The following is a 26,075-nucleotide window of genomic DNA, read 5'->3' as shown; positions in this document are numbered from 1 at the left end:
GGTCCGTTAACTTGGGGCAGAGCAAAGCGTGGTGTGCTAAAAGCCTAGCACATGGACGAACAAGGGTTGCAGTAGCTGGAACAATATTCCGCTGCCGTCCGTCGATCCTCTATCCCCCAAGCGGGGGGTAAAAGAGTCCCCTGGTTAGCCCTAGGATCAGGTATAGGCTAGATTTTTCAGAAAATCTCCAGATCACAAGGACAACAATAATAATGAAACCTTCACTGTTGTGGGCGAGCACTCTCATGGCGGGCCTGTTGGGTTGGCAGAGCGCGCAGGGCGCCGGTGTGGATCAGGCCGTCTTACTCGCTGCGCCAGCTGAACCAACGCAATGGCTAAGTCATGGGCGTACCTGGTCCGAGCAGCGCTACAGCCCGCTGACGGACATCGATGCCGAATCGGTGGACAAGCTCGGTCTGGCCTGGTCGATTGATCTGGATAATAACCGTGGTCTGGAAGCCACCCCCCTGTATAGCGATGGTGTGTTGTACACCTCGTTGTCCTGGAGTCGCGTGCTGGCAGTCGATGCCAGCAGCGGCAAGATTCTTTGGAGCTTTGATCCTCAGGTCAACAAGGCCAAGGGCCGGCATGCTTGCTGTGATGCGGTGAATCGTGGTGTCGCCCTGTGGAATGGCAAGGTTTATGTCGGCACCCTGGACGGTCGTCTGATTGCGCTGGATGCCAAAACCGGCAAGCCGGTGTGGACTGAGCAGACGACGGATAACACCCAGCCTTACACCATTACGGCGGCGCCGCGCATCGTCAAAGGCATGGTCATGATCGGCAACGGCGGTGCCGAGTTTGGCGTGCGCGGGTACTTCTCGGCGTATGACGCCGAGACTGGTGAAATGAAGTGGCGTTTTTATACCGTGCCAGCAGACCCATCCAAACCGGTCGAACATCCCGAGTTGGCCGAGGCGGCCAAGACCTGGAGCGAGCAAACCGATTGGTCGCTTGGTGGTGGCGGTACGGCCTGGGACAGCATGGCCTACGATCCAGAACTGGATCTACTGTACGTCGGCACCGGTAATGGCTCGCCCTGGAACCGTGAAGTGCGCAGCCCCGGCGGCGGCGACAATCTGTTTCTTTCTTCCATCCTGGCAATCCGTCCGGATACCGGCAAGCTGGTCTGGTACTACCAGGTCAACCCGGGTGATACCTGGGATTTCACCGCCACCCAGCACATGATTCTGGCCGAACTGGAGATAGGCGGAAAAGAGCGCAAGGTATTGATGCAGGCGCCAAAGAATGGCTTTTTCTATGTGCTGGATAGAGCAACCGGCGAGCTGCTGTCTGCGGAAAAATTTGGCAAGGTGACCTGGGCCGAGCGCATTGACCTGGCTACAGGGCGGCCGGTGGAAGTGCCCGGTGCACGTTATGAAAAGGAGCCCGTGGTGATATGGCCGAGCCCCTTTGGCGCGCACAACTGGCATCCGATGTCGTTCAACCCGCAAACCGGTCTGGTGTATATCCCGTATCAGGAAGTGCCGGGCACCTACAGTAACGAGGGCAAGAGCTTTGTGCGCCGTGAGGCTTTCAATACCGGCTCTGGCTCCTCGGAGATTCTGGAACTGCCCCGTGAGTACACCGCTGGCGCGTTGGTGGCCTGGGACCCGGTGAAACAGTCCGCAGCCTGGCGGGTGGAATACCCGAACCACTGGAACGGCGGCACACTGAGCACAGCCGGGAATCTGGTATTTCAGGGCACAGCGGCAGGGGAGTTCGCCGCTTACAGCGCAGATGCGGGCGCCAAACTCTGGAGCTTTGATGCGCAGACCGGGGTGATCGCTGCGCCCATGACTTATCAGCACCAGGGGGAACAGTACGTCGCGCTGATGGCAGGCTGGGGTGGCTCTGCAGCTCTATTTGGCGGCGATGCAGCTGTGGCAACGGGTGTGCGTAACGTCAGCCGCATGCTGGTATTCAAGTTGGGCGCAAGCGCCAGCCTGCCGACCTTGAGTGAGCCGGTCAAAGCCAATGCCGGCCGGGTTCCCCAGCCGGTGCTGGCTGCGGAGCAGGACATTGCGCAGGGGTTGCAGCTATACAGCCAGTACTGCGCGGTCTGCCACGGTACCGGAGTGGTCGGTGGTGGCGTGCTGCCGGACCTGCGCTACTCGTCCTCGGCCATACGTGACTCCTATCAGGCGATTCTGCGCGGCGGGGCACTTGAGCCCCTGGGTATGCCGAATTTCGCCCATAGCCTGGATGAGACGCAGGTCAACAATCTGCTGTTGTACGTCATGAAGCGCGAGTACGACACGCACATGCAGGCAATGCAGCCCGCACAGGAGTAATCCCTGGGTGGAGCCCAGGCCGCGCCCAAGGTTACAAAATTATTAAAGAGCAATTACTCTAATTCCTGAATTCCTATGTTAGGCTCGAAAAGGTCGGATACCTTTTCGAGCCTGTCTGCGCATTTGTCGGCAGGTAGCGGTTTCCGGCAAATAACAAGAGGTCAGCAGAAAGCTGGCTCGCGCGTATCAGGATGATTGACGCCATGATCATGAAAAGCCGTGCTCTTACTCCGCCTGTGCCCAATATTGTTTCTTCGTCCGGTAATGATGTTCCTCTCCTACTAGCCACCAAACTCAGCCCTCCGCGCCTGGCGCGCGGCATTCTTCCGCGCCCGAGACTGGAGCGACTTGCCGAGCAGGTAACCGAGCGCAGTATTACCGTGCTCAAGGCGCCGCCCGGGTTCGGCAAGACCACGCTGGCGAGTATCTGGGCAGATAGCCTTGCGGCCCAGGGGGTTGCGGTGGCCTGGCTATCTTTGGATGAACAGGATGAGTCGGTACAACGGCTGCTGTTCTATCTGGCTGCGGCCCTGAATCATGCAGATCCGTGTCTGGGTCGTAGCTGCCTTGGCTTGCAGACCGAACTGACGTTTTTCAGCATGGAAACGCTGGCCAGCTTGCTGATCAATGAGCTGATCGGCTTTGATCGTCCCCTGGTGCTTTTTGTGGATGATTGCCATCGCATCGATGATCCCGTACTGGTCAATGCGCTGCGCTTTTTTATCGAGCGTGCGCCGCAGCATTTGCACATGGTGCTGATCAGCCGGCGGGAGCTGCCAGTGGCGCTATTGGAAAAGCGCTACGTGGATGATCTGCTTGAGTTGGACTCCTGCCAGCTGCGTTTCAGCCTGGAAGAGACCCGAGACCTGCTCAGAAAGGCTGGCCTGGAACTGGAGCAGGCCGGAGACCTGAGTGCGATCCACCAGGAAACCGATGGCTGGATCGCCGCATTGAGAGCCTTCTTGCTGGCCCCGCAGTTCGATGTCCGCGGCGAGCCGCGGGCCACCAGCCGGGGTATCTGTCTGCTGTTTGATGATCTGCTTAATAGCCTGGATGGGCCGAGTCGCGACTATCTGTGCCAACTGGGTTTGCTCGACAAGTTCAGTACCGCTTTAATCTGCGAGCTTATCGGTGCCCAGCCCGCCAGACAGCTGATGGGAGAGCTACAGCGCCGGCAACTGTTCATCAGCAGCCTGGGTGAGCATGAGCACTGGTTCAAGCTGCACCCCCTGTTCCGCCGGCACCTGAAGAGGTCCTGCCTGGATCAGCAGCCAGATGTTGTCGCAGACTTCCGTTTTCGCGCCGCCCAGTGGTTTGCCAAGCGCGGCCACTGGCTGGACGCGATCAAGCTTGGCCTGGAGGCAGAGCAGGTGGAGCAGGTGCGTGAGTGGATCAATCGATGCGCAATGGAATTGCTTGAGCGGGGTGACTTCAGCACGCTGGTGATGCTGGAAAAGCGCTGGAAGCTGGAAGCGGGAGACGTGTCACTGCCCTTGCGGATGGCGCGCGCCTGGGCCATGGGGCTGGCGTTGGAGGTGAATGTCGCGGAAACCCTGCTCAACGAGCTGGAATCTGACCTTGCGGGCCGACAACAGAACGGGCCGGCATCACGCGATTATTGGGAGATGCAGTCCTTGCGTGCGATGTTGCTCGGCCTCGCAGATCATAATGAAACATCCGGGGCTTTGGCGGCCCGCTGTTATCAGGCGATGCAGCACCGCCCGTGGATTACCAACGTGCTGCTCAACCTGATCAGTTGTAGCCATTATCACGCCGGCCGCTGGGATGCCTTCTATACCGTGCCGCCAACCTTTGTCGACGGAAGACAAGGTCCAGGTCTGCTGTTCCATGACTGCTATCGGCAGTCGATCAATGCGCTGGGCGAATGCGCGCAGGGGCGTCTGCAGGATGCGCAAAGCGGCCTGGAACATGTGCTGGAGCGGATCGAGCACAGCTTTCACGCGCGGATGGAAAGTCCCAACCCGGCGTTGCTGGCATTGCCAAATGCGCTGCTGGCGCAGTTGCATTATTGGCGGGGCGATCATGCGACGAGTGAAACCCATCTGGCCAAATGCATGGACTTTATCGCCATGGGCGGCTTTCTCGATTGCTTAGCTGCAGGCTATTGCACCCAGGCGCGATTGCAATGGCACCAGGGTGCCGCGACCCGAGCTCGGCGTACTCTGGAACAATTGGATGTGCTGGCGACGCGCCACGCCTGGCAACGGCTGCGGGCGCGGGTACTGCTTGAGCGGGTGTGGCTGAATCTGCAGGACAACAAGATCCGTGAAGCCGTGTCCTGCAGCCATGCGTTGGTTGAGCTGGCGTCGCAGGCTGATACCGAGGCGACTCTGGATAAGCGAGTTTACGCCCAGTTAAGCCTGCTCTGGCTGGCGCTCTGTGGCATTGAAGAGACCCCTATACTGGTCGAGAACATCGAGGCGTTGTTGGCGTTGTTGCAAGAGCGACAACTGGAACTGATGTATTGCGACATCGCCCTGGCGTTGGGTGCCTATCATTGTCTGCGCGGGCTGCCGGAGCAGGGACAGCCGTTGTTGGATGAGGTGCTGCTGCGTATACAAGGCAGCGGCGCGATCAGCCTGTTGCAGGACCTGCCGCTCGGTCAAGCCTGCGAGCGACTGGCGGACTACGTCTCTGCGCAATGGAAGGCGGGTGTGGATGCGCTGTTCTCGGCAGGCCAGCGGCTTGGGCCGTCTGCGCACAGCTGCAATGCCGCCTTGTTAGGGCTTACAGTCAAAGAGCGGCAGGTGGTGCAACTGGTGGCAGAGGGCAAGTCGAACAAGCAGATTGCCCGCGACCTGAATGTCACGCCGGAAACTATCAAGTCGCATATGAAGAGCATATTCGCCAAGCTGAAAGTCGAAAGCCGCGCCCAGGCTGCGGTGATGCTGCAGAACGCTCCGCCATTGCAGGTCGCGCGGGCATAAAAAAACCACCGCCGGCTTCGGCCGATGCGGTGGTGGTGCGTGAGTCCGCCTCGGTCAGAGGCGGTGGTGGTTAGCGGATACCCGAAGCACGCAATGCGTTGGGTGTGTAGTCGGCAGAAGATGCCTGGAAGTCAGTGTCGTAGTTCTCACGCTCTTCGTTGGTCATCCCCAAAGCTACGTAGCGGCCATTCTGTACGTCATACAAGGTTTCGATCGCATAGCTGGGGATCTTCTCGTCGTAACGCTGCAGCGCGATGGCCTCGGCTACGCGCCAGAGACCGCCGCGGCCATCGTAGTGATCCAATACCGCCACCTGCCAGTTGTCTTCGTTAATGAAGAAGTGCCGCTTGGCGTAGACGTGGCGCTGACCTTCCATCAGGGTCGCCTCGACCTCCCACACCCGATGTTTCTCGTAGCGCACCAGATCCTGGTTGATGTGGCCGGCCTGGATGATCTCGTCGTACTTGATATCCGGAGAGGCGATCTTGTAGTTGTTGTAAGGGATCAACATCTCGCGCTTACCTATGAGCTTCCAGTTATAGCGGTCGGGAGAGCCGTTATAAAAGTCATAGTTGTCAGAAGTGCGGGTACCGTCTGAGCCGAATGCCGGGCCATCATAGGCCACCTGAGGTGCACGACGAACGCGGCGCTGGCCGGCATTGTAGATCCACGCCAGGCGCGGTTCTTTTACCTGGTTGATAAATTCGTGTACCAGCAGCACGTCACCGGCCAGACGCGATGGCGACAGCACACGCTGGGTGAAATAGAACATCAGGTTGTCACTGGTCGCCGGGCCGAAATCGGTCAGCGCAGTAGCGAAGGTAAATTCGTCCTTGAACACAACCATGGTGTTGGAGCCATTGGCCTGGGGGGTGGCCTGGGCGATGGTACGGCTGAAGCTGCCGCCACGGTATCGGGTGATGTGGTTCCACACGGCCTCGACCCCGGATTTCGGAATCGGGAAGGGATACGCGGTATCAAAATTCTGCAGACCGTTGCCACCCTCAACGGTAACGGTGTTCACCGCGTTGCGTGCGACTGCCGCGAAGACCTCATCGGGTACGGTGTTGCTGCGCCGTGAGGGATACACATGCATGCGGTAGGTTTCAGGATAGCGCGCAAACATCGCTTTCTGACCCGGGCTGATCTGGTCGGCGTATTGCTCCATGTTATCGGCGGTTACTGTGAATAGCATCTGGTCGTCGGCAAAGGGATCCGAGAAAAATCCGTTGTCCGACACCGGGGCTGCATCGGTTGGCAGGCCGCCGGTCCATTCGGGAATGGTGCCCTCGGCGTTGCCGGCGCGCTCAGCGCCCATCGGCGTCAGTGTGGTTTGCAGGGTTGCTGCTTCCTCAGGTGAAACCGCCGCCGACACCGCCATCGCCAGGCTGCTCAAAGCCAGCACGGCAAAGGTTTGGCGACCCAGGGTTTTGATTGATTTCATATTGTTCTCCATCCAGGTCAGAAGTTCACGCCAACGCTCAGGGCTACAAAGTCACGATCAACCATGGCGTTGTAATCACCGTCGAAGAAGTTCGTGTAATTGATGCTGGCGTTGTATTTGTTGTTGTATAGGGCATTCACGCCGAGGCTGGCGGCCTTGGACCCTTCGTTGAAGTTCGGACCATAACCTTCCACATCCCAGGCAAAGGCGACATTGGGGGTCAGCTGTACGCCGGCAAAGCCGCGGTATTCAAGCGACGCCACGGTACGCAAGCCCCAGGAATGCTGGGTATAGAAGCCCTCGTCGTTGCAGTACTCGGGTTGCGCGGCGTTAAGTGCGGTCTCGCAAAGCCCGGGAATCGGCAGTTCGCCGGAGCCGTATAGTGAATCTCGTCCAAAGCGCAGGTCTGTGGGGCTACTCTTGAGCCCGCCGATATGGTTGTAGCCCACCTCGCCAACCATGGTCAGGCGGTCAGCACCCCAGACGTTATCAACAAAGTTGATCACGGTCAGTTGAGCCTGGGTGACCGGCATGCGCTTGTAGCCAGACAGGTCAGTGCCGGGGGCGGCCGGGATACCAAATATCGTTCCGCCCACGCCCTGGGCGTTGACTGGCGAAACGGGATTGCCGGCTGCGCCAAGTGCTGCGCCAACCAGATCATTGGTGCTGATCTGCAGCGGCTGGTTCGGGCGGTAGCTGACTTCACCCGAGACTGACATACCGCCCAGGTTGGTCTGGAAGCTGACCCCATACAGGCGAATATCCTCGGGATATTCGACGTAGTAGCCGGCGTCCACTGGCAGGTCGAATACGTTGGTGTCGTTGTTGAAGCCGAAGCCGGCGAAATTCGGCGCCCCGGTGCCCGCAGTGGTGCTGAAAATAGGATTGCGGCTGTGAAAGTTCATTGCGAACAGGCCGAATTCTGTCTGGTTCAGGCTGTCCACGTAGAGCCGGAAGGCAACGCCGAACTGGCCGCTGTCGCGGGCTTCACGATTGTCCGTGCGGGGTACGTAAACAAAGGGATTGGCTGCTGAGTTGGCATCCGTTTGTGAGCCGCCGATGCCGACCTGGCCGCAACCCTTGGCGACCGAATCGGTAAAGGAAAAGAAGGTGCCGCAGTTATCCAGTACGGTCGGATCCCACTCCAGCTGATAGAAGGCTTCCATACCCAGGTTGTCGGTCAGGCTCTGGGAGACGAAGAGCATATTTACCGGTATCAGGCCTTCCTTGATTTCAGCACCTGGACGGCGGAATGCCGCGACGTCGATCGGGTTGATGCTATTGATGCTGTTCTGGATGAAGGTACTCTCACCCCAACTGACTACCTGCTTGCCCACCCGGACCGAGCCGGGGAGGTTGCCGATGTTGTAGTTGTGATAAATGAAAGCGTCGAGTATCTGGCCACCTGAGGATTTGGCGGCCTGCCGCCGGCCACTGTCATTGATGTCGTAGAGCTCACGGCTGCCGTCCTTGGTCTCGAAGTCGTACCAGTACTTGCCGCGGACGAACACTCCGGTGTCCTCATACTGCAGGGACAGGTCATGGGTGCCCTTGAAGATGGTGGAGAAGGCTTCACCTTTCTCAAAATTAAGTCGGCCATCGTCCGAATTGGCGGCGTTGGCGTTCCCGCCGTTATTCACCCAGACCAGATCATCGTCGATCTCGCTGGTGCCGATACTGGTGCCGACCGAGATCTGCGAGTCGAACTGGCCCTGGATTTCGCCTATATCGAAGCGGGCGGCATTCGCGGGAAAACTGGCCAAGACCGCAACGGCCACAGCCAGCGGTTTGAGCAGCGTATTCAATGGAGGGTTTGTTATTATTCTGGTCATGGTATTCCTCGCGCGCCTGCGCTTGTTGTTATTGGGAATCCTTGGCTTATGCAGATGGCCAGCATTGCACCCGACCGACACTATTCCCCTGCAACCAAATGATGCACCCCCCTAATGGGGGAGAGCCCGCTGCGGGTTACAAAGCATCGCCAACAAAGCGATAATGCCGCTTCACAGAAAGGAGAGATTCAATGCCCGTATCTGACGTGCAGACCTTGTTGGCCGGTATTTCGTTGGTGCTGTTGCTGGGCTGGGCCGTCACCGCCTGGTTGGCGGTGCGCCGCGCCAGCCAATTGCAGCAGGAGCTGGCTTTGAGCCGTCAACTGCTTGAGTCACAGCGACATGAAACTCAGCAGCTGCAACAGGAAATACATCAGCAGCAGGCACGTCATGCCGGTTTGGAAGTGCGCATCGAGCATCAACAGGAGAGCCTGGATACTCTGCGCCAGCAGCTTGAACAACGCAGCACCCAACTGACCCAGTTCGAACAGCAGAGCCATGATTGGCAGCTGAAAGCCGAGCGGGCGCAGACGCTGAGCCAGGAACAGGCACGGCAGATCGATGAACTGCGTCAGGAGCGGCAGGGGCTGAACGAACGCCTGCTAAGCCTGCAAGGCACCCATGAACAGCTCGGGCTGGAGCACAGCACGCTGAAAAACACGCTGGAGCACCGTCAGCAGCATTTCACCGAGCAGCAACAGTTGCTGAAAGACAGCCGTGACCAGTTGAAAATGGAATTCGAGCAACTCGCCAGCAAGATTTTTGAGGCCAAGGGCCAGGCGTTCTCGCAGCAGAGTCAGCAGTCGCTGGATAGCCTGCTGAAACCTTTCCGGGAGCAGATTGATCAGTTCCGCCTCAAGGTCGAGGACATTCACCACAAGGACACGCAACAGCAGGCGACACTGGCCAGCGAGCTGAACCACTTGAAGGAGCTGAATCGGCAGATTACCCAGGAAGCTCACGACCTGAGCACCGCGCTGCGCGGGCAGAAGAAAACTCAGGGCAACTGGGGCGAGCTGATTCTGGAGAACGTACTGGAGCGCTCCGGCCTGATCGCCGGCAAGGACTTCAAGCGCGAGGTCAGCATGACCACCGCCGACGGCCAGCGTCAGCGGCCAGACGTACTGGTGTACCTGCCGCAGGAGAAGCATCTGATCATCGATGCCAAGGTCTCGCTGAATGCCTATACACGCTATATCAACAGCGAAGACGAGACCGAACGTCGGGTTGCGCTGGCCGAGCATGTGCAGGCCATCAGTCAGCGGATTCGGGAGCTGTCGGATCGCAACTACTTCGAGTTGCCGGGGCTGAATGCACCGGAAATGGTCTTTATGTTCATCCCGATCGAATCTGCCTTTGTCGAAGCCTTGAAGGCTGATGAGGGCCTGTTCCAGAAGGCCATCGAGCAGAACGTGCTGGTGGCCACACCCACCACCTTGCTGACCAGCCTGAACATTGTCCGCCAGCTCTGGCGCTTTGAAGATCAGAACAAGCACACCGCTGAACTGGCAGAGCGTGCTGGCAAGGTCTATGACAAGTTGCGCACCTTTCTGGGCAGCATGGATGGCATCGAGAAGAGTCTGGAGAAGGCCACCGATGCTTATCAAAAAGCGCGCGATCAACTGGTCAACGGGCGGGGCAATCTGGTTAAACAGATTACTGATTTCAAGGAATTAGGCGTATCTGTTAAAGCAGAGTTGAATGAAGACTGGACCGATCGTGCGGCGCTGGAGTTAGGGCATCAGCGCAGCGATACGGCCGACCTGCCAAACGAAGATCGCTAGAGCCTGTCACGAATTGCGCTCACCGTTGGTGCACCATAAAAGCGCACGTATTTGATCGATCTTGATCGGCGCCCTAAAACAGGGCGCTCGATTGCGGTGCATCCCCCTAACTTCGTTCGCCCATGCTGGCACGTCATTTGCTCAGGCTTTACCAGATAAACCGGTAAAGGATAGGCAGAGCATGACTGCCGCTTGGCATCTTGAACAGCACGACAGCGCCATCAACTGGCAGGCAGGTCTGAACCTTGGCGTGGTCCGTCAGGGTGGCCGCTCGGTGCTCGAGCATGTCAGTCACCGTGGACCTTTACGCATTCAGCGGCCGCTGCTCCCTGAAGGGGCAGACTGCCCGCATTTGTACATTCTGCATCCCCCCGGCGGCATGGTCAGCGGCGATTCATTACGCCTGCAGGTGTCAGCCGGCGAGGGCAGCTGCGTGCTACTGACCACACCGTCTTCCGGCAAATTCTATCGAGCGCGCGACAACGGCACTCTGCAGGTGCAGCACAACCGTTTCAGCGTCAGCTCTGGTGCCAGCCTGGAGTATCTGCCGCAGGATACGATCGCTTTCGAAGGCTGCAACGCGCGGATGATTACCCGCATCGACATGGCCAAGGACGCACGCTTCTGCGCCTGGGATCTGCTGTGTCTGGGCCGTCCGGCATCCGGCGAAGGCTTTCAGCGGGGCCGGGTAGATCAGCACCTGGATGTGTGGCGTGACGGTCGGCCGCTGTATATCGAGCGCAATCGTTTTGAGGGCGGTGACGAGCTGTTGTCTGCTCGCTGGGGCCTGGGTAACGCCGGTGTCAGCGGCACCTGGTTGGCCACCCTGACGCTGGATCGCGATCAGCTCGACAGGCTGCGCGAGGATTTTGCCGATTACCCGCAACTGGCTTTTACCCAACGCCATGGTTTGTTGATCGCCCGTTATCTCGGGCAGCACGCCGAACATGCGCGCAACAGTTTTATTCGTCTGTGGCAGCAGCTGCGACCGTTGATCAACGGCCGGGAAACCTGTTTGCCGCGTATCTGGACTACCTGACAGGAGTGTTTGCATGGAGTTGACTCCCCGCGAAAAAGACAAGCTGCTGCTGTTCACCGCAGCACTGGTGGCCGAGCGGCGGCTGGCTCGAGGCGTGATCCTCAACTACCCGGAGGCGGTGGCCTATATCAGTGCCGCGATCATGGAGGGCGCCCGTGACGGTCGCAGCGTGGCAGAGATGATGAGCTATGGCCGCACGCTGCTGACCCGTGAACAGGTGATGCCCGGCGTACCGGAAATGGTCGCCGAAGTGCAGGTGGAAGCGACTTTCCCGGACGGCACCAAGCTGGTCACCGTTCACAACCCGATTCCCTGACAGGAGCTGACCATGATTCCCGGAGAAATCCAGACCCGCCCCGGTAGCCTGACGCTCAACGAAAAGCGCGAGACCATCACCATCAGTGTGGCCAACAGTGGTGACCGGCCGATCCAGGTCGGCTCGCATTACCACTTTGCTGAAACCAACGCCGCCTTGCACTTCGATCGCGACGCTGCGCGCGGCTTTCGCCTGAATATTGCCGCTGGCACCGCCGTACGCTTCGAGCCCGGCCAAAGCCGCGAGATCGAACTGGTGGCCTTGGCCGGCGAGCGCAAGGTCTACGGTTTTCGCGGCCTGGTTATGGGCAGCCTGTGAAGTGCGAACAGTGAATAAGGAGCACTAGATGGAAATCAGCAGAGAAGCCTATGCCGAGATGTATGGCCCGACCAAGGGCGACCGCGTACGCCTGGGTGATACCGAGCTGTGGATCAGCGTCGAGAAGGACCTGACCCGCTACGGTGAAGAGGTCAAGTTTGGCGGCGGCAAAGTGATTCGCGACGGGATGGGGCAAAGCCAGCGGGTACGCGCGGAGACCCCGGACACCCTGATAACCAACGCCCTGATTCTGGACTGGTGGGGCGTGATCAAGGCCGATGTGGCGATCAAGAACGGCATGATCAGCCAGATCGGCAAGGCCGGCAACCCGGATATTCAGCCAGGCGTGGACATCATCGTCGGGCCCGGTACCGAAGTTATTGCCGGGGAGGGCATGATCCTCACTGCCGGCGGCATTGATGCGCATATCCACTTTATCTGTCCGCAGCAGATCGAAGAGGCGCTCACCTCCGGCGTTACCACCATGCTTGGCGGCGGCACTGGCCCGGCAACCGGCACCAATGCCACTACCTGCACACCGGGTGCCTGGCATATCGCGCGAATGCTGCAGTCGGCCGAATCCTTCCCGATGAATCTGGGCTTTCTCGGCAAGGGTAATGCCAGCCTGCCGGATGCGCTCGAGGAGCAGTTGGAAGCGGGAGCGATGGGCCTGAAGTTGCACGAGGACTGGGGTACCACACCGGCGGCCATCGATTGCTGCCTGAGCGTGGCCGAAGCCTATGACGTGCAAGTGGCTATCCATACCGACACCTTGAACGAGTCCGGCTTCGTTGAAGATACCCTGGCGGCGATCAAGGGCCGGGTGATTCACACCTACCACACCGAAGGTGCAGGCGGCGGTCACGCGCCGGACATCATCAAGGCCTGTGGCGAGCCGAATGTACTGCCCTCGTCGACCAACCCGACACGGCCCTACACCATCAATACCGTGGACGAGCATCTGGACATGTTGATGGTCTGCCACCACCTGGACCCGGCGATTGCCGAAGACGTGGCCTTTGCTGACTCGCGTATCCGCCGCGAAACCATTGCCGCCGAAGATATCCTGCATGATCTGGGCGCCTTCAGCATGATCTCCTCCGACTCCCAGGCCATGGGCCGGGTCGGCGAAGTGGTCACCCGTACCTGGCAAACCGCGCACAAGATGAAAGTACAGCGTGGGCCGTTACCCGAGGACGATGACTGGTCGGACAACTTCCGCGCCAAGCGCTATATCGCCAAGTACACCATCAATCCGGCAATCACCATGGGCATTTCCCATGTGGTCGGCTCGGTCGAGGTCGGCAAGCTGGCTGATCTGGTGTTGTGGAAGCCTGCCTTCTTTGCCACCAAGCCCAGTCTGATCCTCAAGGGTGGTTCCATTGCTGCAGCGCCCATGGGCGACCCGAATGCGTCCATACCCACGCCGCAGCCAGTGCATTACCGGCCGATGTTCGGCGCCTTTGGCAGTGCCATGAACAGCACCTGCCTGACCTTTGTCAGTCAGGCCGCGCTGGATGCCGACATTGGCAGCAAGCTCGGGCTGAAGCGCAGGCTGGAAGCTGTGAGCAAAACGCGCACCATCAGCAAGGCGGACATGAAACTCAACGATTACCAGCCAGTGATCAGCGTTGATTCGCAAACCTATGTGGTCAAGGCCGATGGCGTCGAGCTGTTGTGCGAGCCGGCCGAATCCCTGCCGCTGGCCCAGCGTTATTACCTGTTTTAGGAGTATTTGATGATCGAATGCCATCAATGGCTGGAAGAGCCCGGCCCAGCCGACCATGTGCTGGAGCTGACCTATGAATTGCGTACCCGCAGTCGCTTGCGCGCGCAGAGCCAGGGCGGCGTCGAGGTGGGCCTGTTTCTGCCGCGCGGACGGATGCTTGCCGAGGGTGATCGGCTGCAGGGTGACGATGGCAGCGTGGTGGTGATCCATGCCGAATCCGAGTCCCTGTCGCGGGTGTTCTGTGATGACGCGTTGCTGCTTTCCCGTGCGGCCTACCACATGGGCAACCGGCATGTGCCGCTGGAGATCCAGCCGGGTCAGTTGCGCTATCTGCGTGACCACGTACTAGACAGCATGCTGCGCGGCTTCGGTCTGGAGGTGGAGGAGATCTTCGCGCCGTTCAACCCCGAGCCCGGCGCCTACCACAGCCACGGCCACAGCGTTGCCACGCCGGCAGGGCCGATTCAGAACGCACCCTTTTTACGCTTGAGTGGCCACGAACATGGCTGATATTGCCGATGCAGCGCTGCTGAGAGTGCTGCAACTGGCCAGCCCGGCGTTGCCGATTGGCGGCTATGCCTATTCCCAGGGACTGGAGTATGCCATCGAGCAGGACTGGGTGACCGACCTGGACTCCGCCGCTGGCTGGCTGACGGCACTGGCCTCGCGCTCGCTCGGACGGCTGGATATTCCGCTGCTGCTGCGGCAATACGCGGCGCTCGAGCAGCAGGATGAAACCGGCTTTGCCGCCTGGAATGACTGGTTACTGGCCAGCCGCGAAACCGCCGAGCTGTATCTGGAAGACAGCCAGCAGGGCGGGGCGCTGCTGCGACTGATGAAATCGCTGCTGATTCCGGCGGCGCAGGACTGGCCAACAGGTGAACCGCTGGCGCTGATCAGCGCCTTCGCCATGGCCGGGCAACACTGGCGTACCGGGCCCAGTGCGCTGGCACTCGGTGTGCTCTGGAGTTGGCTGGAGAATCAGACTGGCGCTGCGACAAAACTGATTCCGCTGGGGCAGACCGACGCCCAGCGTTTGCTTGACCGCTTGCTGCCAGCGCTGCCGCCGATCGTCGAACTGGCGGCCGGCCTGGCTGATGACGAGCTGGGCGCGGGCCTGCCGGGGCTGGCCTTTGCCAGCGCCCGGCATGAACACCAATACACACGATTGTTTCGATCCTGATCCGTTTTTCTTACTCGATTTTTAATAAGGAGTACCACAATGAGTTCCAAACCAGCCCTGCGCGTCGGCATCGGCGGCCCGGTCGGCTCCGGCAAGACCGCATTGGTGCGCATACTCTGCGAGCGCCTGTACCCGCACTACGATCTGGCGGTAATCACCAACGACATCTACACCCGTGAAGATGCTGACTTTCTGCTGCGCCATGAGGCATTGCCGGCAGACCGTATTCTCGGTGTGGAAACCGGCGGCTGCCCGCACACCGCGATCCGCGAAGACGCGTCGATGAATTTGGCAGCGATTGCCGAACTGCAGGAACGCTTTCCAGCGGTGGAATTGATCTTTGTCGAAAGCGGTGGCGACAACCTGGCAGCGACCTTCAGTCCTGAACTCTCGGACCTGACCCTCTACGTGATCGACGTGTCCGCTGGCGACAAGATTCCGCGCAAGGGCGGGCCGGGCATTACCCGCTCGGATCTGCTGATCATCAACAAGACCGATCTGGCGCCACTGGTGGGAGCCGATCTGGGCGTGATGGACCGCGACGCAGCGAAGATGCGCGGCGAGCGGCCCTTTGTGTTTTCCAATCTGAAAAGTGGCAAGGGTGTCGAGGACATCATTGCCTTTATCGTTCGTCAGGGCATGCTCAAACCGCTGCCCGAGAACACTCAACAGGCGAAAGGAGTTTGAGCATGCACGGGTTTTCAAGTCGTTTGATGTTACTGGTCGGCGTGTTCGCCATTCCTGGGCTGGCTCACGCGCATCCGGGGCATGAGAACGTGAGCGGGCTGCTCAGTGGCCTGGGTCATCCGCTGTTTGGTCTTGACCACTTGTTGGCAATGGTTGCCGTCGGCCTGTGGGGCGCTCAGCTGGGCGGCAAGGCTCGCTGGTTGCTGCCGGCGCTGTTTGTTGGCGTCATGCTGATAGGTGGTGGTCTGGCCATGGTTGGCTTGTCCGTGCCCGCGGTAGAGCCGGGTATTGTCGCCTCTGTTGTAGTGCTGGGTTTGTTCCTGCTCTGGGCGCGCCAGGTACCGCTGCTGATCAGTGCAGCTGTGGTATCAATCTTTGCACTCTTCCATGGTGTAGCGCACGGTGCGGAAATGCCCCTTGCCGCCAGCGCCTTGACCTATGCGCTGGGCTTTGCCGTGGCGACCGCCGGGTTGCATCTGGCTGGCCTGCTGGCGGGCGGCTGGCTGCAGCAGCGTTCCTTGCCGGTGGTCTCCCGGATCATGGGTGCGGCCATCGGCGCTATTGGCCTGAGCATGGTTGCAGGTATGTAAGCGTTGTTTCAGCAATGTGGGAGCGCCGGGCCGGCGCTCCCACAAAAGCTCTTGGTCTTCCTGACCAGTCCTCTCTAACGGCAAACTTTGCGGAAAATTCCGTCCCAGCCTTTACATAGCTATGAACTCTTTCGCCGTTTAGACTCAAAGTAGTATTACAACGTCGGAGGATCCGCATGCATGTTCTGAAACAGGCCGGTCTGTTTGTTCGCGCCAATCTATGGATAGTCCCCCTGGTCGCCCTGATTGTCTGGGTATTGTTTCGCTTCCTTGATCCCGCACCGCCACGCTCGATAGTCATGACTACCGGCACCGAGAACGGTGGCTATCACCAATTCGGCTTGGCGCTAAAGGAACGCCTGGCTGAAGAGGGGCTGGAGGTAAAGCTGGTGACCAGCCGCGGTTCGCTGGATAACATCGAGCGGCTGACTGACGGTTCCGGTGATGTGCAGCTGGGTATTATTCAGAGCGGCATCGAGAAACTGGTCGACCGCCGTGAGCGCGATCAACTGGAAGGCCTGGCAACGCTTTACCATGAACCGCTGTGGCTGTTTCAGCGCACGGACTCAGAACCGGCTCCCAGCTCGCAGACCGATGCTCAGGCCGATGCTGGAGAAGACGAGAATAGCGGCGAGGAAACGACTGACGGCGACACCGACACCGCCGATAGTACTGCTAGTAACAGTACTGCTAGTAACAGTACTGCTAGCAACGTTACTGAAATCCGTCGCCTGACCGATCTGGTCGGCCGACGCGTGTCGCTGGGTAGTGAGGGCAGCGGCACCTGGGCTGTTGTCAGAAGCCTGTTCCAGGTCCAGGGCGATATGGCCAGTTGGGATTCACAAGGTGACGGCCAATGGCAGTCGCTGGCCGGTCGCGCTGCTGCCGACGCACTTTACGCTGGTGAGCTGGACGCTGCCTTTTTCGTATTGCCAGCGGACAATGCGCTGATTCGCGAGCTGATCAACGCGCCGAATGTGGAGCTGGTGCATTTGAGCCAGGCGCGCGCGTTCGCTGCACGCTTGCCTTATCTCGAAGACCTTACCATCCCCGAAGGTTTGCTGAATATCCGCCGCAACGTGCCCGATCAGGACATCAGCCTGTTGTCGCCCGTCGCGACCCTGGTGGGTAACGAACATTTCCATCCGGCTCTGACCGCGCTGGTGCTCAGCGCGGCCAAGGAAGTGCTGCGTGACGGCAATCTGCTGGACGCGCCTGGCCAGTATCCTGCGGCCTTGCCGATGGATCTGGATATGAGCGCCGAAGCCGAGTATTACCACGAGAGTGGCACGCCGTTTCTGCAACGTTATCTGCCGTTCTGGATTGCTTCCATCGTCGACCGCTACATCGTGCTGGTGATCCCGCTGATCGTGATCATGATGCCGCTGATACGCAGCATGGGCCCGATCTATATCTGGCGTATCCGCTCGCGGGTGTATCGCTGGTACGAGCAGCTGCGGCGTATCGACCACTTGATCGTCAAGGGCGAGATCAAGGACCGCCTTGATCAGGAGATTCAGGGCCTGCATGAGCTTGAAGACGAGCTGACCCGTGTCGAGGTGCCCTTATCATACGCCCACGAGCTGTATGAGCTGCACCTGCATATCCGCTACATGATCAACCGCCTCGAGGCGATGCGTCCCGAGGGGCAGGATAATCAGTCAGACGGCACTGTGGTGCCGGCCTGATCGAAGGTGAAGGCCTGTACTTGCTGGATGATGGGCTCCCAGCCCTGGAACGGCCGGGCCATCGCCAGCAGTATGGTGTAATGGTTGAGCGACTCGAATGTGTCTGTTTCTACACTGACGCCATCATCGCGCAGCTTTTCTGCCAGTTGCAGCGTGTTGCGCTTCGGGTCAACCAACTTGTCCGGCGTTGCCGCGAGCAGTAAGGCGGGCGGGCTGCTGGCGCTGGCATGAAATAGCGGCTGCGAGTCCTCGGGCGTATCCGGGTGGTGAAATACCGGTTTTACCTGGGGATTGACGATGGGGATGAAATCATAAGGACCCGACAGGCCGATCCAGCCGCTGAGAATATCGCGCGACAGGTTCTGCTCCGCCAACCAGCGGTCATCCAGCGCGAGCATGGCAGCATTGTAAGCTCCGGCGCTGTGGCCCATGACAAAGAGCGGTTGCGGTTGGTCCTGCCACTGCTGGCGCTCCTTCTCAACCCAGGCAACCGCAGAGGCGCTGTCCTGTAGGAAGGCCGGGTAGGTCACTTCCGGATAAACGCGATAATCCACCACCACTGCGATCATGCCATGCGCAGCCAGGGCCTCGCCGACAAAGGCATAATTGCCCCGCTCACCACCACGCCAGCTGCCGCCGTAGTAAAACACTACCACCGGTGCGCTCTGGATATTCTCCTTCGGAAAATACACATCCAGCTTCTGACGCTGGTTGTCACCATAGGCCTGATCCGCCAGCAGAGTGTAATGCTTGTCGGAGATAACGAAATTCAAGGGTGCCAGCGGCGAACAACCGACCAGAGCCAGCGCCATTGCGGCAAGAATCAGACTCTGTTTTACAGACGGCACGATGAAAGGCATAGGCTGGATCCCACAAAAAAGTAAGTATCGATGATGCCGCAAGCGCCGGCGAGTAAACACCACAAGCTGTTACAAGTCGTTGCATTTCGCTTTCGTGCGCGCGCCGTAGAACCTAACATGCCTGCATAAGCAGTTAAGAGCAGACAAGGGGAAAACATGAAGGATGTGCTCAATCGTGCATTGGACGCAGTGGATCAGGTTCTGCTGGGCAAACATCACGCGGTCAAGCTCGCAGTAGCCTGCATTCTGGCACGGGGGCATTTGTTGATTGAGGACTTGCCGGGTATGGGCAAGACCACTCTCTCGCAAGCGCTGGCGCGGGTCATGGGCATGAGCTACCAGCGTATCCAATTTACCAGTGACCTGCTGCCCGGTGACATTCTGGGTACCTCGGTATTTGATCGCAACACGGCACAGTTCGTGTTTCACCCCGGTCCTATCTTTGCCGAATTGATCCTCGCGGACGAGATCAACCGCGCCACGCCGAAAAGCCAGAGTGCGCTGCTGGAAGCGATGGAGGAGGGCCAGGTCACCGTGGACGGTTCCACCCGGCCGCTACCTAATCCATTCTTTGTCATTGCCACGCAGAACCCGGTGTCCCAGGCGGGTACTTTTGCGTTGCCCGAGTCGCAACTGGACCGTTTCCTGATGCGCCTGTCGCTGGGTTATCCGTCACCCGCCGCCGAGAAATCACTGCTGATGGGCGAAGACCGCAATACCCGGCTGGATGGCATCGAAGCCGTGCTCAATCGCAACAACTTGCAAGCGTTGCAGAAGGCCGTGCCGGAGATCACCGCGAGTCCAGCGATCATCGATTACATCTTGCGCCTGGTAAATCGCACACGGGAAAGCCAGGTCTGCGCCTGGGGTTTGTCGCCGCGTGCCAGTTTGGGCTTGCTGGCCGCTGCGCGGGCTTGGGCGATGCTGGAACACCGGCATTATGTGATACCCGAAGATGTGCAGGCGGTCTTGCCCGCAGTGGTCAGCCATCGCCTGCGCGCCAGCGAAGATCCTGCCGGCCACGGTGGTGGCGGTCTGGCGCAGTGGCTGCTCAATGAGGTGGAGGCGGTCTGATGCGGCCGTCAGGCGTGGATGCGGCCCGCGTGGATACGTCCGGCGTGGCGACGCGCGGACGTTTTTCCGGCCTTTTTCAGCGCTGGCTCAAACGCCGCATTCCGGCGGCGAGCCAGGTACGCCTGAATCACCGGCAGATCTTCATCATTCCTACCCGCGCTGGGCTGGCGCTGCTGCTTTTACTCGGCGTGATGTTGATTGGCGCGATCAACTATCAGAACAGCCTGGTGTACGCAGTGACCTTCCTGCTAGGCAGCCTGTTCTGGGTATCCCTGCATCACACCTATCGCAACCTCGCCAGTCTGGAACTGCATGCGTCCGGCAGCCACGCGGTATTCGCCGGCGAAGCTGCGCCTCTGCATATTCGCCTGTTGGCCCCACGCCATGAACACCAGGCGCTGACTCTTAGTTGGCCGCAGACCCAGCCGCAAAGGCTGGATGTGGGCAAGGACAGCGACACCCGCGTGGATCTCTATCACCCCACGCAGCAGCGGGGCTGGTTCAGCCCTGGGCGCCTGAGGATAGAAACCCGCTATCCACTCGGCTGGTTTGTTGCCTGGAGTCTGGTGGATCTGGATTGGAAAGTGCTGGTCTACCCCAAGCCATTAAGTGTGCCGTTGCCGCCGAGACGCCGAGCTGGCGCAGAGGAGGGCGATCAGCCGTTGGGTGAGGGTGTGGATGACTTTCAAGGTTTGCGCAATTACCAGCCGGGCGACTCACGCAGGCGGCTGGACTGGCGGGCCTATTCCCGTGGTCAGGGCCTGCACAGCAAAGTCTTCGCCGAGCCGGTGCAGGACACCCTCTGGCTGGATTTGGACCAGACCCCAGGAGCTGATCTGGAGCAGCGCCTGAGCTACCTTTGTGGATGGGTAATGCAGCTTGAGCAGCAATCGCGGCCCTATGGCTTGCTGATTGGCGGCACCAGCTTCGGCCCGGCAGTCGGTGAGCAGCAGCGGGATCAATGCCTGCGCGCACTGGCGCTGTACGGCAGGCCAGCATGAGCGCGCACGCGCTGATTCCGCGTAACAGCCTGGCCTGGCTGCTGATTGCGCAGATTGTGGTGTTGCTGCCGCAATTGCCGCGCTTGCCGATCTGGGTCGCGGTCCTGTGGCTTGGTTGCGCGCTATGGCGCGTACAGATTCAGCGCATGCGCTGGCGCTACCCGGGCACGCTATTCAAAGCCGCGGCCATTGGCCTGACGGTATTGGGCGTATTCACCTCCCAGGGTACGCTGATTGGCCTTGATGCGGCGGTGATGCTGCTGCTACTGCTGTTCATGCTCAAGCTATTGGAAATGCGTAACCCGCGTGACGCCATGGTAGTGATCTACCTGGGCTTTTTTATCGTCGCGACTGCCTTTCTGTTCGACCAGAGCATCGTGCTCGCGCTCTATCAGTGTTTTTCCCTGCTGGTGCTGGTTGCGGCCCTGGTGGGGTTGCATCAGACGCCGGGGCGCAATGATCCGGCCCGCGCATTCAAAACCGGTAGCGTTCTGCTTATGCAAGCGGTGCCGTTGATGTTGGTGCTGTTCCTGCTATTTCCGCGCATCGGGCCGCTGTGGTCGGTCAACGCGCCCGGCCAGAATGCTGCGACCGGGTTGGCAGAGAGCATGGCCCCGGCGGATATCGCCAACCTGGCACGCTCCGGCGAGCTGGCCTTCCGCGCCAGTTTCAGCGGGGAGATCCCAGCTCACAGCGATCTTTACTGGCGCGCGCTGACGCTGAGCAACTTCGATGGCCGGCGCTGGAGTCATTCCAGCCTGGCGTCCAATGGCGGCGCTGGCGAGTGGAAGCAGCAGGGTGAGGCGGTCGAGTACCAGGTCATGATCCGCGCCACCCAGCAGCCCTGGGTTTTCAGCTTGCGCGGTGCGACTACCGAAGATGAAGACTTGTGGCTCACGCGCGATTTCATGCTGCAGTCCAAGCGCCCAGTGAGCCAGACCACCAGTTATACGGCGGTTTCCTATCCTGACAGCCTGATGCAACCCACCGAACTGGATCCGCTGCAGCTCAGGCTATATACCGGGCTACCCGAAGGCTTTGACCCGCGTAGCCGTGCCTGGGCTGCTGAACTGCGCGCGGAATACCCGAAAGATAGCGATCTGGTTCAGGCGCTGCTGCGGCATTTCAACCGTGAGCCTTTCCATTACACCCTGCGTCCGCCGACCCTGGGTGAGCACAGCAATGATGAGTTTCTGTTCGATAGTCAGCGGGGCTTCTGCGCGCACTTTGCCGGCGCCATGACCTTTGTGCTGCGCGCCGCCGGTATTCCCGCTCGCGTTGTGGCGGGGTATCAGGGTGGCGAACAGAATCCGCGCGGCAACTATGTGCTGGTGCATCAGTTCGATGCCCATGCCTGGGTCGAAGCCTGGTTGCCGGGGCAGGGTTGGGTCTCGGTGGATCCGACCTTTCAGGTCGCACCGGAGCGCATCGAACGCGGCTTGCAGGCTGCCATGCAGGAGGAGGGCAGCTTTCTTGAAGACTCGTTGATGTCTTCGGCGCGCTATCGCAACATCAGCTGGATCAATGCACTGCGTCTGGGATGGGATGATGTGAACTACCAGTGGCAGCTGCGCGTGCTCGGCTTTGAAAGCGAGCGGCAGATGGCACTTTTCCAGCGCTGGCTGGGTACCACTGACTGGCAGCGTGTTGGCGTTATACTTCTGCTTGCGGCGGCGCTGGTGATGATTCCTTTGGCGCTGTGGACCTTGCGGCCGGGCCGGCTGCACCGCGATCCGCGTCAGCGTGCCTGGCAGTTACTGGATCGCAGGTTGTTACGTCTGGGGCTGAATGCCCACCGTGGCGAAGGCCCGCGTGCCTGGCAGGCGCGTCTGGAAATCGCCTTGCCCAACCAGCGTACAGCCTTGGCCGCATTCTTTGACGAGTATGTCGAGCAGATGTATGTGCTGGGCGCTGAATTGCCCGATCGTCAACAGCAGGGCCGATTACGCGGTCATCTGCAGACCCTGATCCGGCAACTGCCGCGCAAACGCCCAGCCAGAGCGGGGGTATTGCTGGAATAGCTGGTTTGTCGGGCGCACCAGTACGCCTATAATGACTGTGTCTTAACTGACCGTGCCAGACTGGCCGTGGCTATACTGACATCGCCGGTAGCCCTGATTAACGCTTTTTTACCCTGACAGTCACGGAGTTTCCATGCATCCTTTCAGCGCAATTCGACCACCCCCTCTGGCTGTTGGTCTTGGCATGGCAGGATTGGTGCCCTTTGTAGGCGGCGCTCTGGGCTTGTGGGTCATACCCGATGCCTGGCGTGGACGCGTGATGGAAGAACTGCTGAGCTACGCCGCGGTGATTCTGGCATTCATGGGCGCCATCCACTGGGGGCTGGCCATGCGCGCCGATGAATCGAGTGACAAGGCGCCGATACAGCTGGGCTTGTCGGTTATTCCGCCATTGCTGGGTTGGTTTGCACTCAGTCTGCCGATCAATCTGGGCTTGCCAGTATTTTTTCTGGCCTTTGCCTGTCTGTATTTCGCTGATCTGTGGGCGGTAAACCACGGTCTGGCGCCGGTCTGGTATCCGGCGTTGCGCAAGCCGCTCAGTATTGTCGTAGTGCTCTCGCTGGCGGTGGCCTGGGTGGCCACATGGATCGAGCACTGAGCGGGTTCAGGATTTCTTGACGAATTCCGACTTGAGCTTCATTGCCCCGATGCCATCTATCTTGCAGTCAATGTCATGGTCGCCATCCACCAGGCGGATGCTTTTGACCCTGGTGCCCACCTTGACTACCAGTGACGAGCCTTTGACTTTCAGATCCTTGATCACGGTGACGCTGTCGCCGTCCTGCAACGGATTGCCATTGGCGTCCGTTACCACCTTGGCGTCACCGGTGGTTTCAGCCTCGCCAGATTTTGCCCACTCGTTGGCGCATTCCGGGCAGACGAACATCTCGCCATCCTCATAGGTAAATTCGGAATTGCATTCGGGGCAGTGGGGCAATGTCATAACGAGGCCTTGTTTCAATTACAGTTGAATGTCGATATCACTTGGTTAATCAGCAAGGCGCGGAATGATGCCGCCTCAGTGATTCTCTGTCCAATCAAACTCCATCTGTCGTGCGGTCAGTTCGGCCAGTTCGCGACTCGCCAGCCGTTCTACCAGGTGCAAACTCATGTCGATGCCGGCAGAGATGCCGGCAGAGGTTACGATTGCATCCTGGTCCACCCAGCGCACACCCGTGACCACCTTGACGTTGGTGAACATGCTCTGCAGTTCCGCGGTATCTTCCCAGTGGGTGGTAGCACTAAGCCCGTCCAGCAAGCCGGCCTTGCCCAGCAGCATTGAACCGGTACACACCGACGCCGTCAATTGCGTACCGGCATTGGTGCGCTGAATCCATTTGATCACCTTCGGGCGCGCCAGTTCGGCTGAGACCACGCCGCCGGGAATCAGCAGCACATCTATCAGTGGCTGATCGTCAAAGCTGTAATCCGGTTGCACTACCAGTCCGGCCCGCGCCTTGATTGGGTTGCCGTCGCGGCTGATGGTAAATACTTCGAACACCCGAGAATTTTCGCCCTGGCTCGCCTTGGCTACGCGGGTAGCGGTAGTGAATACCTTATAGGGACCGGCAAAATCGAGTACTTCCACTTGATCGAACACATAGATGCCAATGCTGATGGTCATGAGGTCTTCCTGTATGAACTTTGTGGCGGGCTGTTTATCAGAACTGTTACAAGGCAGATATAAGACAAGCTACAAGCTGATATTACTCCAGGGAGCACTTAATGAAGCGCATTCGATTATTACCTTCACTTCTCATGTTCGCCACGCTGGCTGTCGCCACACCGCTGGTGCTGGCCGCCGACAATCCCGCAGCAGGTGCCAACAGCCCGCGACCCTCAGCAGGGCAGCCAAATGGGCAGCAGGGCACAGCGCCCAATACCGGCAGCTCAATGCGTAGCACTCCTCGTACCAGCCCGAGTAGCAATAATGATGGTGGTTATAGCAATGACTCCACCGTGCACCGCACGGGGCAAGAGAAACGTACTAATGCCGACGGGAGTGATTTCGAGACGGGGCAGGATGACGGACCGGATAACACTACTTATCCAGGAGACTGATTTGAATTCAGCGCCGGGCAGTAGGTTATCCGGCGCTGCATCAATCAGCGATTACAGTTCACTTGCGGACAAAGGTCATGAACGCGCCAGCGGCAAGGGCAGCAGCGCCGCCGATGATCATGAACATGGTTCCGTCTGTAAAGCGACCTGTGAAGGTTTCAGTTACCTGGTCACCCAGTGACTGGGACGACTGAAAGCCAAACACCAACAGCAACACACCTACTACCAGTAAAACGATCCCGAGTGGTTTCATAGCATCTCCTTGTTATCTTCTTATTGTTCCGCACTGCCAGAGTAATCCCCTCTAGAGTACAAAATCCAGTTTTGCGCTTGCCAGGTCGGCATCGTCAAAAGCTGACAGGACGCGCATAAAACTGACCTCCGGTTTTGTCCGCAGTTCCAGAGCCTTGCCTGTGACCGGGTGGGTAAAGGCCATGGCAGTTGCTGTCAGCATCAACCGGCCTTGGCCAAACCGCTGAGCAAAGTAATGATTGTGTTTGGTACGCCCATAATTGGTGTCGCCAATAATAGGGTGGCTAATGTGCTGCATATGGCGACGCAATTGGTGCTTGCGGCCGGTTGCCGGGTGCAAGGCGACCAGGCTGTAGCGGCTGACCGGGTAACCTTCGATCTCTACCGGTATTTCGGTGGTCGCCAGCCGGTGGTAATGGGTGAGTGCCTCGCGTATCGGCTGCGGCTCATCCTTGCAACGCCTGTCCGTTGGGTGTTCGCGCAGCGGATGGTCAATCACACCTTCTTCCTGCGGCCAGCCGCGCACCATGGCCAGGTAGGTCTTGCGCACTTCACCGGCCATCAGCGCCTTGCCGAGGATGCTCGCCGTGCCTGGGTCGCGGGCGAAGACCAGTAGGCCTGAGGTGGGTCGGTCCAGCCGATGCACAGGGTAGACATGCTCGCCGCCATTCAATGCCCGCGCGTATTGCAGCGCAAACTCGGTTTCATGCCGGTCAATCGGACTGCGGTGCACCAGCAGGCCTGCGGGCTTGTGAACCGCCAGCAACCATTGGTCGCGGTAGACCTCGGTCAGCGGATTGACAGCATGAGCAGGGCAGGGTGCGGGCAGATCTGTATCGGACACTGGAGCTCCTGAGAAGGCTGCTGTTTGCCGTATTTATGCGGCCAGACGGGCTTTATACCAGTTAGCGAAGGCACCGCAGTACCAGTAACTGCTGTAGGCACAACATTATC

The 26,075-nt window shown here is 59.3% G+C and carries 24 protein-coding genes; 17 read left to right on the top strand and 7 right to left on the bottom strand.

Translation table 11 applies throughout. The features are described from left to right. Positions 1-212: 212 nt before the first annotated feature. Positions 213-2,294 (top strand): PQQ-dependent dehydrogenase, methanol/ethanol family, encoded by a 2,082-nt coding sequence (locus DT594_RS06235; RefSeq protein ID WP_149331835.1) that lies wholly within the window; start codon positions 213-215, stop codon positions 2,292-2,294. A gap of 203 nt (positions 2,295-2,497) precedes the next feature. Next, a complete protein-coding gene (locus tag DT594_RS06230) occupies positions 2,498-5,242 on the top strand; it encodes a LuxR C-terminal-related transcriptional regulator (protein WP_178091437.1) in 2,745 nt (914 codons plus the stop codon). Positions 5,243-5,312: 70 nt separating this feature from the next. Here the strand turns inward: DT594_RS06230 and DT594_RS06225 are convergent, their stop codons facing one another. Further along, the gene (locus DT594_RS06225; RefSeq protein WP_149331833.1) at positions 5,313-6,686 is read right to left on the bottom strand and encodes a DUF1329 domain-containing protein; all 1,374 of its coding nucleotides are present in this window, start codon (positions 6,684-6,686) and stop codon (positions 5,313-5,315) included. 17 nt (positions 6,687-6,703) lie between these two features. Next, the gene (locus DT594_RS06220; RefSeq protein ID WP_149331832.1) at positions 6,704-8,518 is read right to left on the bottom strand and encodes a DUF1302 domain-containing protein; all 1,815 of its coding nucleotides are present in this window, start codon (positions 8,516-8,518) and stop codon (positions 6,704-6,706) included. Between the two features lie 191 nt (positions 8,519-8,709). Here DT594_RS06220 and DT594_RS06215 point away from each other — a divergent pair, with 191 nt between their 5' ends. From DT594_RS06215 to DT594_RS06170, 10 genes are all read left to right on the top strand, one after another. Beyond that, complete coding sequence (locus DT594_RS06215; RefSeq protein ID WP_149331831.1) at positions 8,710-10,302, top strand: DNA recombination protein RmuC; 1,593 nt, start codon at positions 8,710-8,712, stop codon at positions 10,300-10,302. A 181-nt stretch (positions 10,303-10,483) separates the two neighbouring features. After that, entirely contained in the window at positions 10,484-11,341 is an 858-nt protein-coding gene (locus DT594_RS06210; protein ID WP_149331830.1) for an urease accessory protein UreD, read from the top strand. A 13-nt stretch (positions 11,342-11,354) separates the two neighbouring features. Beyond that, entirely contained in the window at positions 11,355-11,657 is a 303-nt protein-coding gene (gene ureA / locus DT594_RS06205; protein ID WP_022962440.1) for an urease subunit gamma, read from the top strand. A gap of 12 nt (positions 11,658-11,669) precedes the next feature. Beyond that, on the top strand, positions 11,670-11,975 hold the full coding sequence (locus DT594_RS06200) for an urease subunit beta (protein ID WP_149331829.1): 306 nt from the start codon (positions 11,670-11,672) through the stop codon (positions 11,973-11,975). A 28-nt stretch (positions 11,976-12,003) separates the two neighbouring features. Continuing rightward, entirely contained in the window at positions 12,004-13,704 is a 1,701-nt protein-coding gene (gene ureC, locus DT594_RS06195; protein ID WP_149331828.1) for an urease subunit alpha, read from the top strand. A 9-nt stretch (positions 13,705-13,713) separates the two neighbouring features. Then, positions 13,714-14,214, top strand: a complete 501-nt coding sequence (gene ureE, locus DT594_RS06190; RefSeq protein WP_149331827.1) for an urease accessory protein UreE — start codon at positions 13,714-13,716, stop codon at positions 14,212-14,214. Beyond that, positions 14,207-14,887, top strand: a complete 681-nt coding sequence (locus DT594_RS06185) for an urease accessory protein UreF (protein ID WP_149331826.1) — start codon at positions 14,207-14,209, stop codon at positions 14,885-14,887. Before ureE ends, DT594_RS06185 begins: the two co-directional genes overlap by 8 nt. A gap of 39 nt (positions 14,888-14,926) precedes the next feature. Next, a complete protein-coding gene (ureG, locus tag DT594_RS06180; protein WP_096348136.1) occupies positions 14,927-15,574 on the top strand; it encodes an urease accessory protein UreG in 648 nt (215 codons plus the stop codon). Between the two features lie 2 nt (positions 15,575-15,576). After that, positions 15,577-16,164, top strand: a complete 588-nt coding sequence (locus DT594_RS06175; protein WP_246164554.1) for a HupE/UreJ family protein — start codon at positions 15,577-15,579, stop codon at positions 16,162-16,164. Between the two features lie 176 nt (positions 16,165-16,340). Beyond that, complete coding sequence (locus DT594_RS06170; protein ID WP_149331825.1) at positions 16,341-17,852, top strand: TAXI family TRAP transporter solute-binding subunit; 1,512 nt, start codon at positions 16,341-16,343, stop codon at positions 17,850-17,852. Here the strand turns inward: DT594_RS06170 and DT594_RS06165 are convergent. Continuing rightward, entirely contained in the window at positions 17,822-18,703 is an 882-nt protein-coding gene (locus DT594_RS06165; protein WP_425460514.1) for an alpha/beta hydrolase, read from the bottom strand. The genes DT594_RS06170 and DT594_RS06165 overlap by 31 nt on opposite strands. 165 nt (positions 18,704-18,868) lie before the next feature. On the opposite strand from DT594_RS06165, the gene DT594_RS06160 reads away from it, so the two are divergent. From DT594_RS06160 to DT594_RS06145, 4 genes are all read left to right on the top strand, one after another. After that, a complete protein-coding gene (locus DT594_RS06160) occupies positions 18,869-19,786 on the top strand; it encodes an AAA family ATPase (protein WP_149331823.1) in 918 nt (305 codons plus the stop codon). After that, positions 19,786-20,787, top strand: a complete 1,002-nt coding sequence (locus tag DT594_RS06155; protein WP_149331822.1) for a DUF58 domain-containing protein — start codon at positions 19,786-19,788, stop codon at positions 20,785-20,787. The genes DT594_RS06160 and DT594_RS06155 overlap by 1 nt, the downstream gene beginning before the upstream one ends. Next, the gene (locus tag DT594_RS06150; RefSeq protein WP_149331821.1) at positions 20,784-22,808 is read left to right on the top strand and encodes a transglutaminase TgpA family protein; all 2,025 of its coding nucleotides are present in this window, start codon (positions 20,784-20,786) and stop codon (positions 22,806-22,808) included. The genes DT594_RS06155 and DT594_RS06150 overlap by 4 nt, the downstream gene beginning before the upstream one ends. 133 nt (positions 22,809-22,941) lie before the next feature. Next, the gene (locus DT594_RS06145) at positions 22,942-23,406 is read left to right on the top strand and encodes a DUF3429 domain-containing protein (RefSeq protein ID WP_149331820.1); all 465 of its coding nucleotides are present in this window, start codon (positions 22,942-22,944) and stop codon (positions 23,404-23,406) included. 6 nt (positions 23,407-23,412) lie between these two features. Here the strand turns inward: DT594_RS06145 and DT594_RS06140 are convergent, their stop codons facing one another. Both DT594_RS06140 and DT594_RS06135 read right to left on the bottom strand, forming a co-directional pair. Continuing rightward, a complete protein-coding gene (locus DT594_RS06140; RefSeq protein ID WP_149331819.1) occupies positions 23,413-23,751 on the bottom strand; it encodes a zinc ribbon domain-containing protein YjdM in 339 nt (112 codons plus the stop codon). Between the two features lie 75 nt (positions 23,752-23,826). Continuing rightward, positions 23,827-24,432 (bottom strand): DJ-1/PfpI family protein, encoded by a 606-nt coding sequence (locus tag DT594_RS06135; protein WP_149331818.1) that lies wholly within the window; start codon positions 24,430-24,432, stop codon positions 23,827-23,829. 101 nt (positions 24,433-24,533) lie between these two features. On the opposite strand from DT594_RS06135, the gene DT594_RS06130 reads away from it, so the two are divergent. Beyond that, positions 24,534-24,869, top strand: coding sequence for a hypothetical protein (locus DT594_RS06130; protein ID WP_149331817.1), 336 nt, complete (start codon positions 24,534-24,536; stop codon positions 24,867-24,869). 58 nt (positions 24,870-24,927) lie between these two features. Here DT594_RS06130 and DT594_RS06125 read toward each other — a convergent pair whose 3' ends face one another. Next, positions 24,928-25,122 carry a DUF3185 family protein gene (locus tag DT594_RS06125; protein WP_096347742.1) on the bottom strand — a complete coding sequence of 65 codons (195 nt, stop codon included), beginning with the start codon at positions 25,120-25,122 and terminating at the stop codon, positions 24,928-24,930. A 51-nt stretch (positions 25,123-25,173) separates the two neighbouring features. Then, entirely contained in the window at positions 25,174-25,965 is a 792-nt protein-coding gene (locus DT594_RS06120; protein WP_218574484.1) for a pseudouridine synthase, read from the bottom strand. Positions 25,966-26,075: the final 110 nt, after the last annotated feature.

It is taken from the genome of Halopseudomonas laoshanensis (assembly GCF_008365385.1).
Lineage (GTDB): Bacteria > Pseudomonadota > Gammaproteobacteria > Pseudomonadales > Pseudomonadaceae > Halopseudomonas > Halopseudomonas laoshanensis.
The sequence above is the reverse complement of the archived record's forward strand: the minus strand, read 5'-3'. Positions and strand labels throughout refer to the sequence as shown.

What these genes read in the sequence shown, in the direction of transcription:
- DT594_RS06145 (WP_149331820.1), top strand. Translation starts at nt 22,942, where the DNA reads ATGCATCCTTTCAGCGCAATTCGACCACCCCCTCTGGCTGTTGGTCTT.
- DT594_RS06130 (WP_149331817.1), top strand. Translation starts at nt 24,534, where the DNA reads ATGAAGCGCATTCGATTATTACCTTCACTTCTCATGTTCGCCACGCTG.
- DT594_RS06155 (WP_149331822.1), top strand. Translation starts at nt 19,786, where the DNA reads ATGCGGCCGTCAGGCGTGGATGCGGCCCGCGTGGATACGTCCGGCGTG.
- ureC (WP_149331828.1), top strand. Translation starts at nt 12,004, where the DNA reads ATGGAAATCAGCAGAGAAGCCTATGCCGAGATGTATGGCCCGACCAAG.
- DT594_RS06140 (WP_149331819.1), bottom strand. Translation starts at nt 23,751, where the DNA reads ATGACATTGCCCCACTGCCCCGAATGCAATTCCGAATTTACCTATGAG.
- DT594_RS06150 (WP_149331821.1), top strand. Translation starts at nt 20,784, where the DNA reads ATGAGCGCGCACGCGCTGATTCCGCGTAACAGCCTGGCCTGGCTGCTG.
- DT594_RS06215 (WP_149331831.1), top strand. Translation starts at nt 8,710, where the DNA reads ATGCCCGTATCTGACGTGCAGACCTTGTTGGCCGGTATTTCGTTGGTG.
- DT594_RS06200 (WP_149331829.1), top strand. Translation starts at nt 11,670, where the DNA reads ATGATTCCCGGAGAAATCCAGACCCGCCCCGGTAGCCTGACGCTCAAC.
- DT594_RS06175 (WP_246164554.1), top strand. Translation starts at nt 15,577, where the DNA reads ATGCACGGGTTTTCAAGTCGTTTGATGTTACTGGTCGGCGTGTTCGCC.
- ureE (WP_149331827.1), top strand. Translation starts at nt 13,714, where the DNA reads ATGATCGAATGCCATCAATGGCTGGAAGAGCCCGGCCCAGCCGACCAT.
- ureA (WP_022962440.1), top strand. Translation starts at nt 11,355, where the DNA reads ATGGAGTTGACTCCCCGCGAAAAAGACAAGCTGCTGCTGTTCACCGCA.
- DT594_RS06170 (WP_149331825.1), top strand. Translation starts at nt 16,341, where the DNA reads ATGCATGTTCTGAAACAGGCCGGTCTGTTTGTTCGCGCCAATCTATGG.
- DT594_RS06185 (WP_149331826.1), top strand. Translation starts at nt 14,207, where the DNA reads ATGGCTGATATTGCCGATGCAGCGCTGCTGAGAGTGCTGCAACTGGCC.
- DT594_RS06135 (WP_149331818.1), bottom strand. Translation starts at nt 24,432, where the DNA reads ATGACCATCAGCATTGGCATCTATGTGTTCGATCAAGTGGAAGTACTC.
- ureG (WP_096348136.1), top strand. Translation starts at nt 14,927, where the DNA reads ATGAGTTCCAAACCAGCCCTGCGCGTCGGCATCGGCGGCCCGGTCGGC.
- DT594_RS06230 (WP_178091437.1), top strand. Translation starts at nt 2,498, where the DNA reads ATGATCATGAAAAGCCGTGCTCTTACTCCGCCTGTGCCCAATATTGTT.
- DT594_RS06125 (WP_096347742.1), bottom strand. Translation starts at nt 25,122, where the DNA reads ATGAAACCACTCGGGATCGTTTTACTGGTAGTAGGTGTGTTGCTGTTG.
- DT594_RS06220 (WP_149331832.1), bottom strand. Translation starts at nt 8,518, where the DNA reads ATGACCAGAATAATAACAAACCCTCCATTGAATACGCTGCTCAAACCG.
- DT594_RS06225 (WP_149331833.1), bottom strand. Translation starts at nt 6,686, where the DNA reads ATGAAATCAATCAAAACCCTGGGTCGCCAAACCTTTGCCGTGCTGGCT.
- DT594_RS06160 (WP_149331823.1), top strand. Translation starts at nt 18,869, where the DNA reads ATGAAGGATGTGCTCAATCGTGCATTGGACGCAGTGGATCAGGTTCTG.
- DT594_RS06210 (WP_149331830.1), top strand. Translation starts at nt 10,484, where the DNA reads ATGACTGCCGCTTGGCATCTTGAACAGCACGACAGCGCCATCAACTGG.
- DT594_RS06235 (WP_149331835.1), top strand. Translation starts at nt 213, where the DNA reads ATGAAACCTTCACTGTTGTGGGCGAGCACTCTCATGGCGGGCCTGTTG.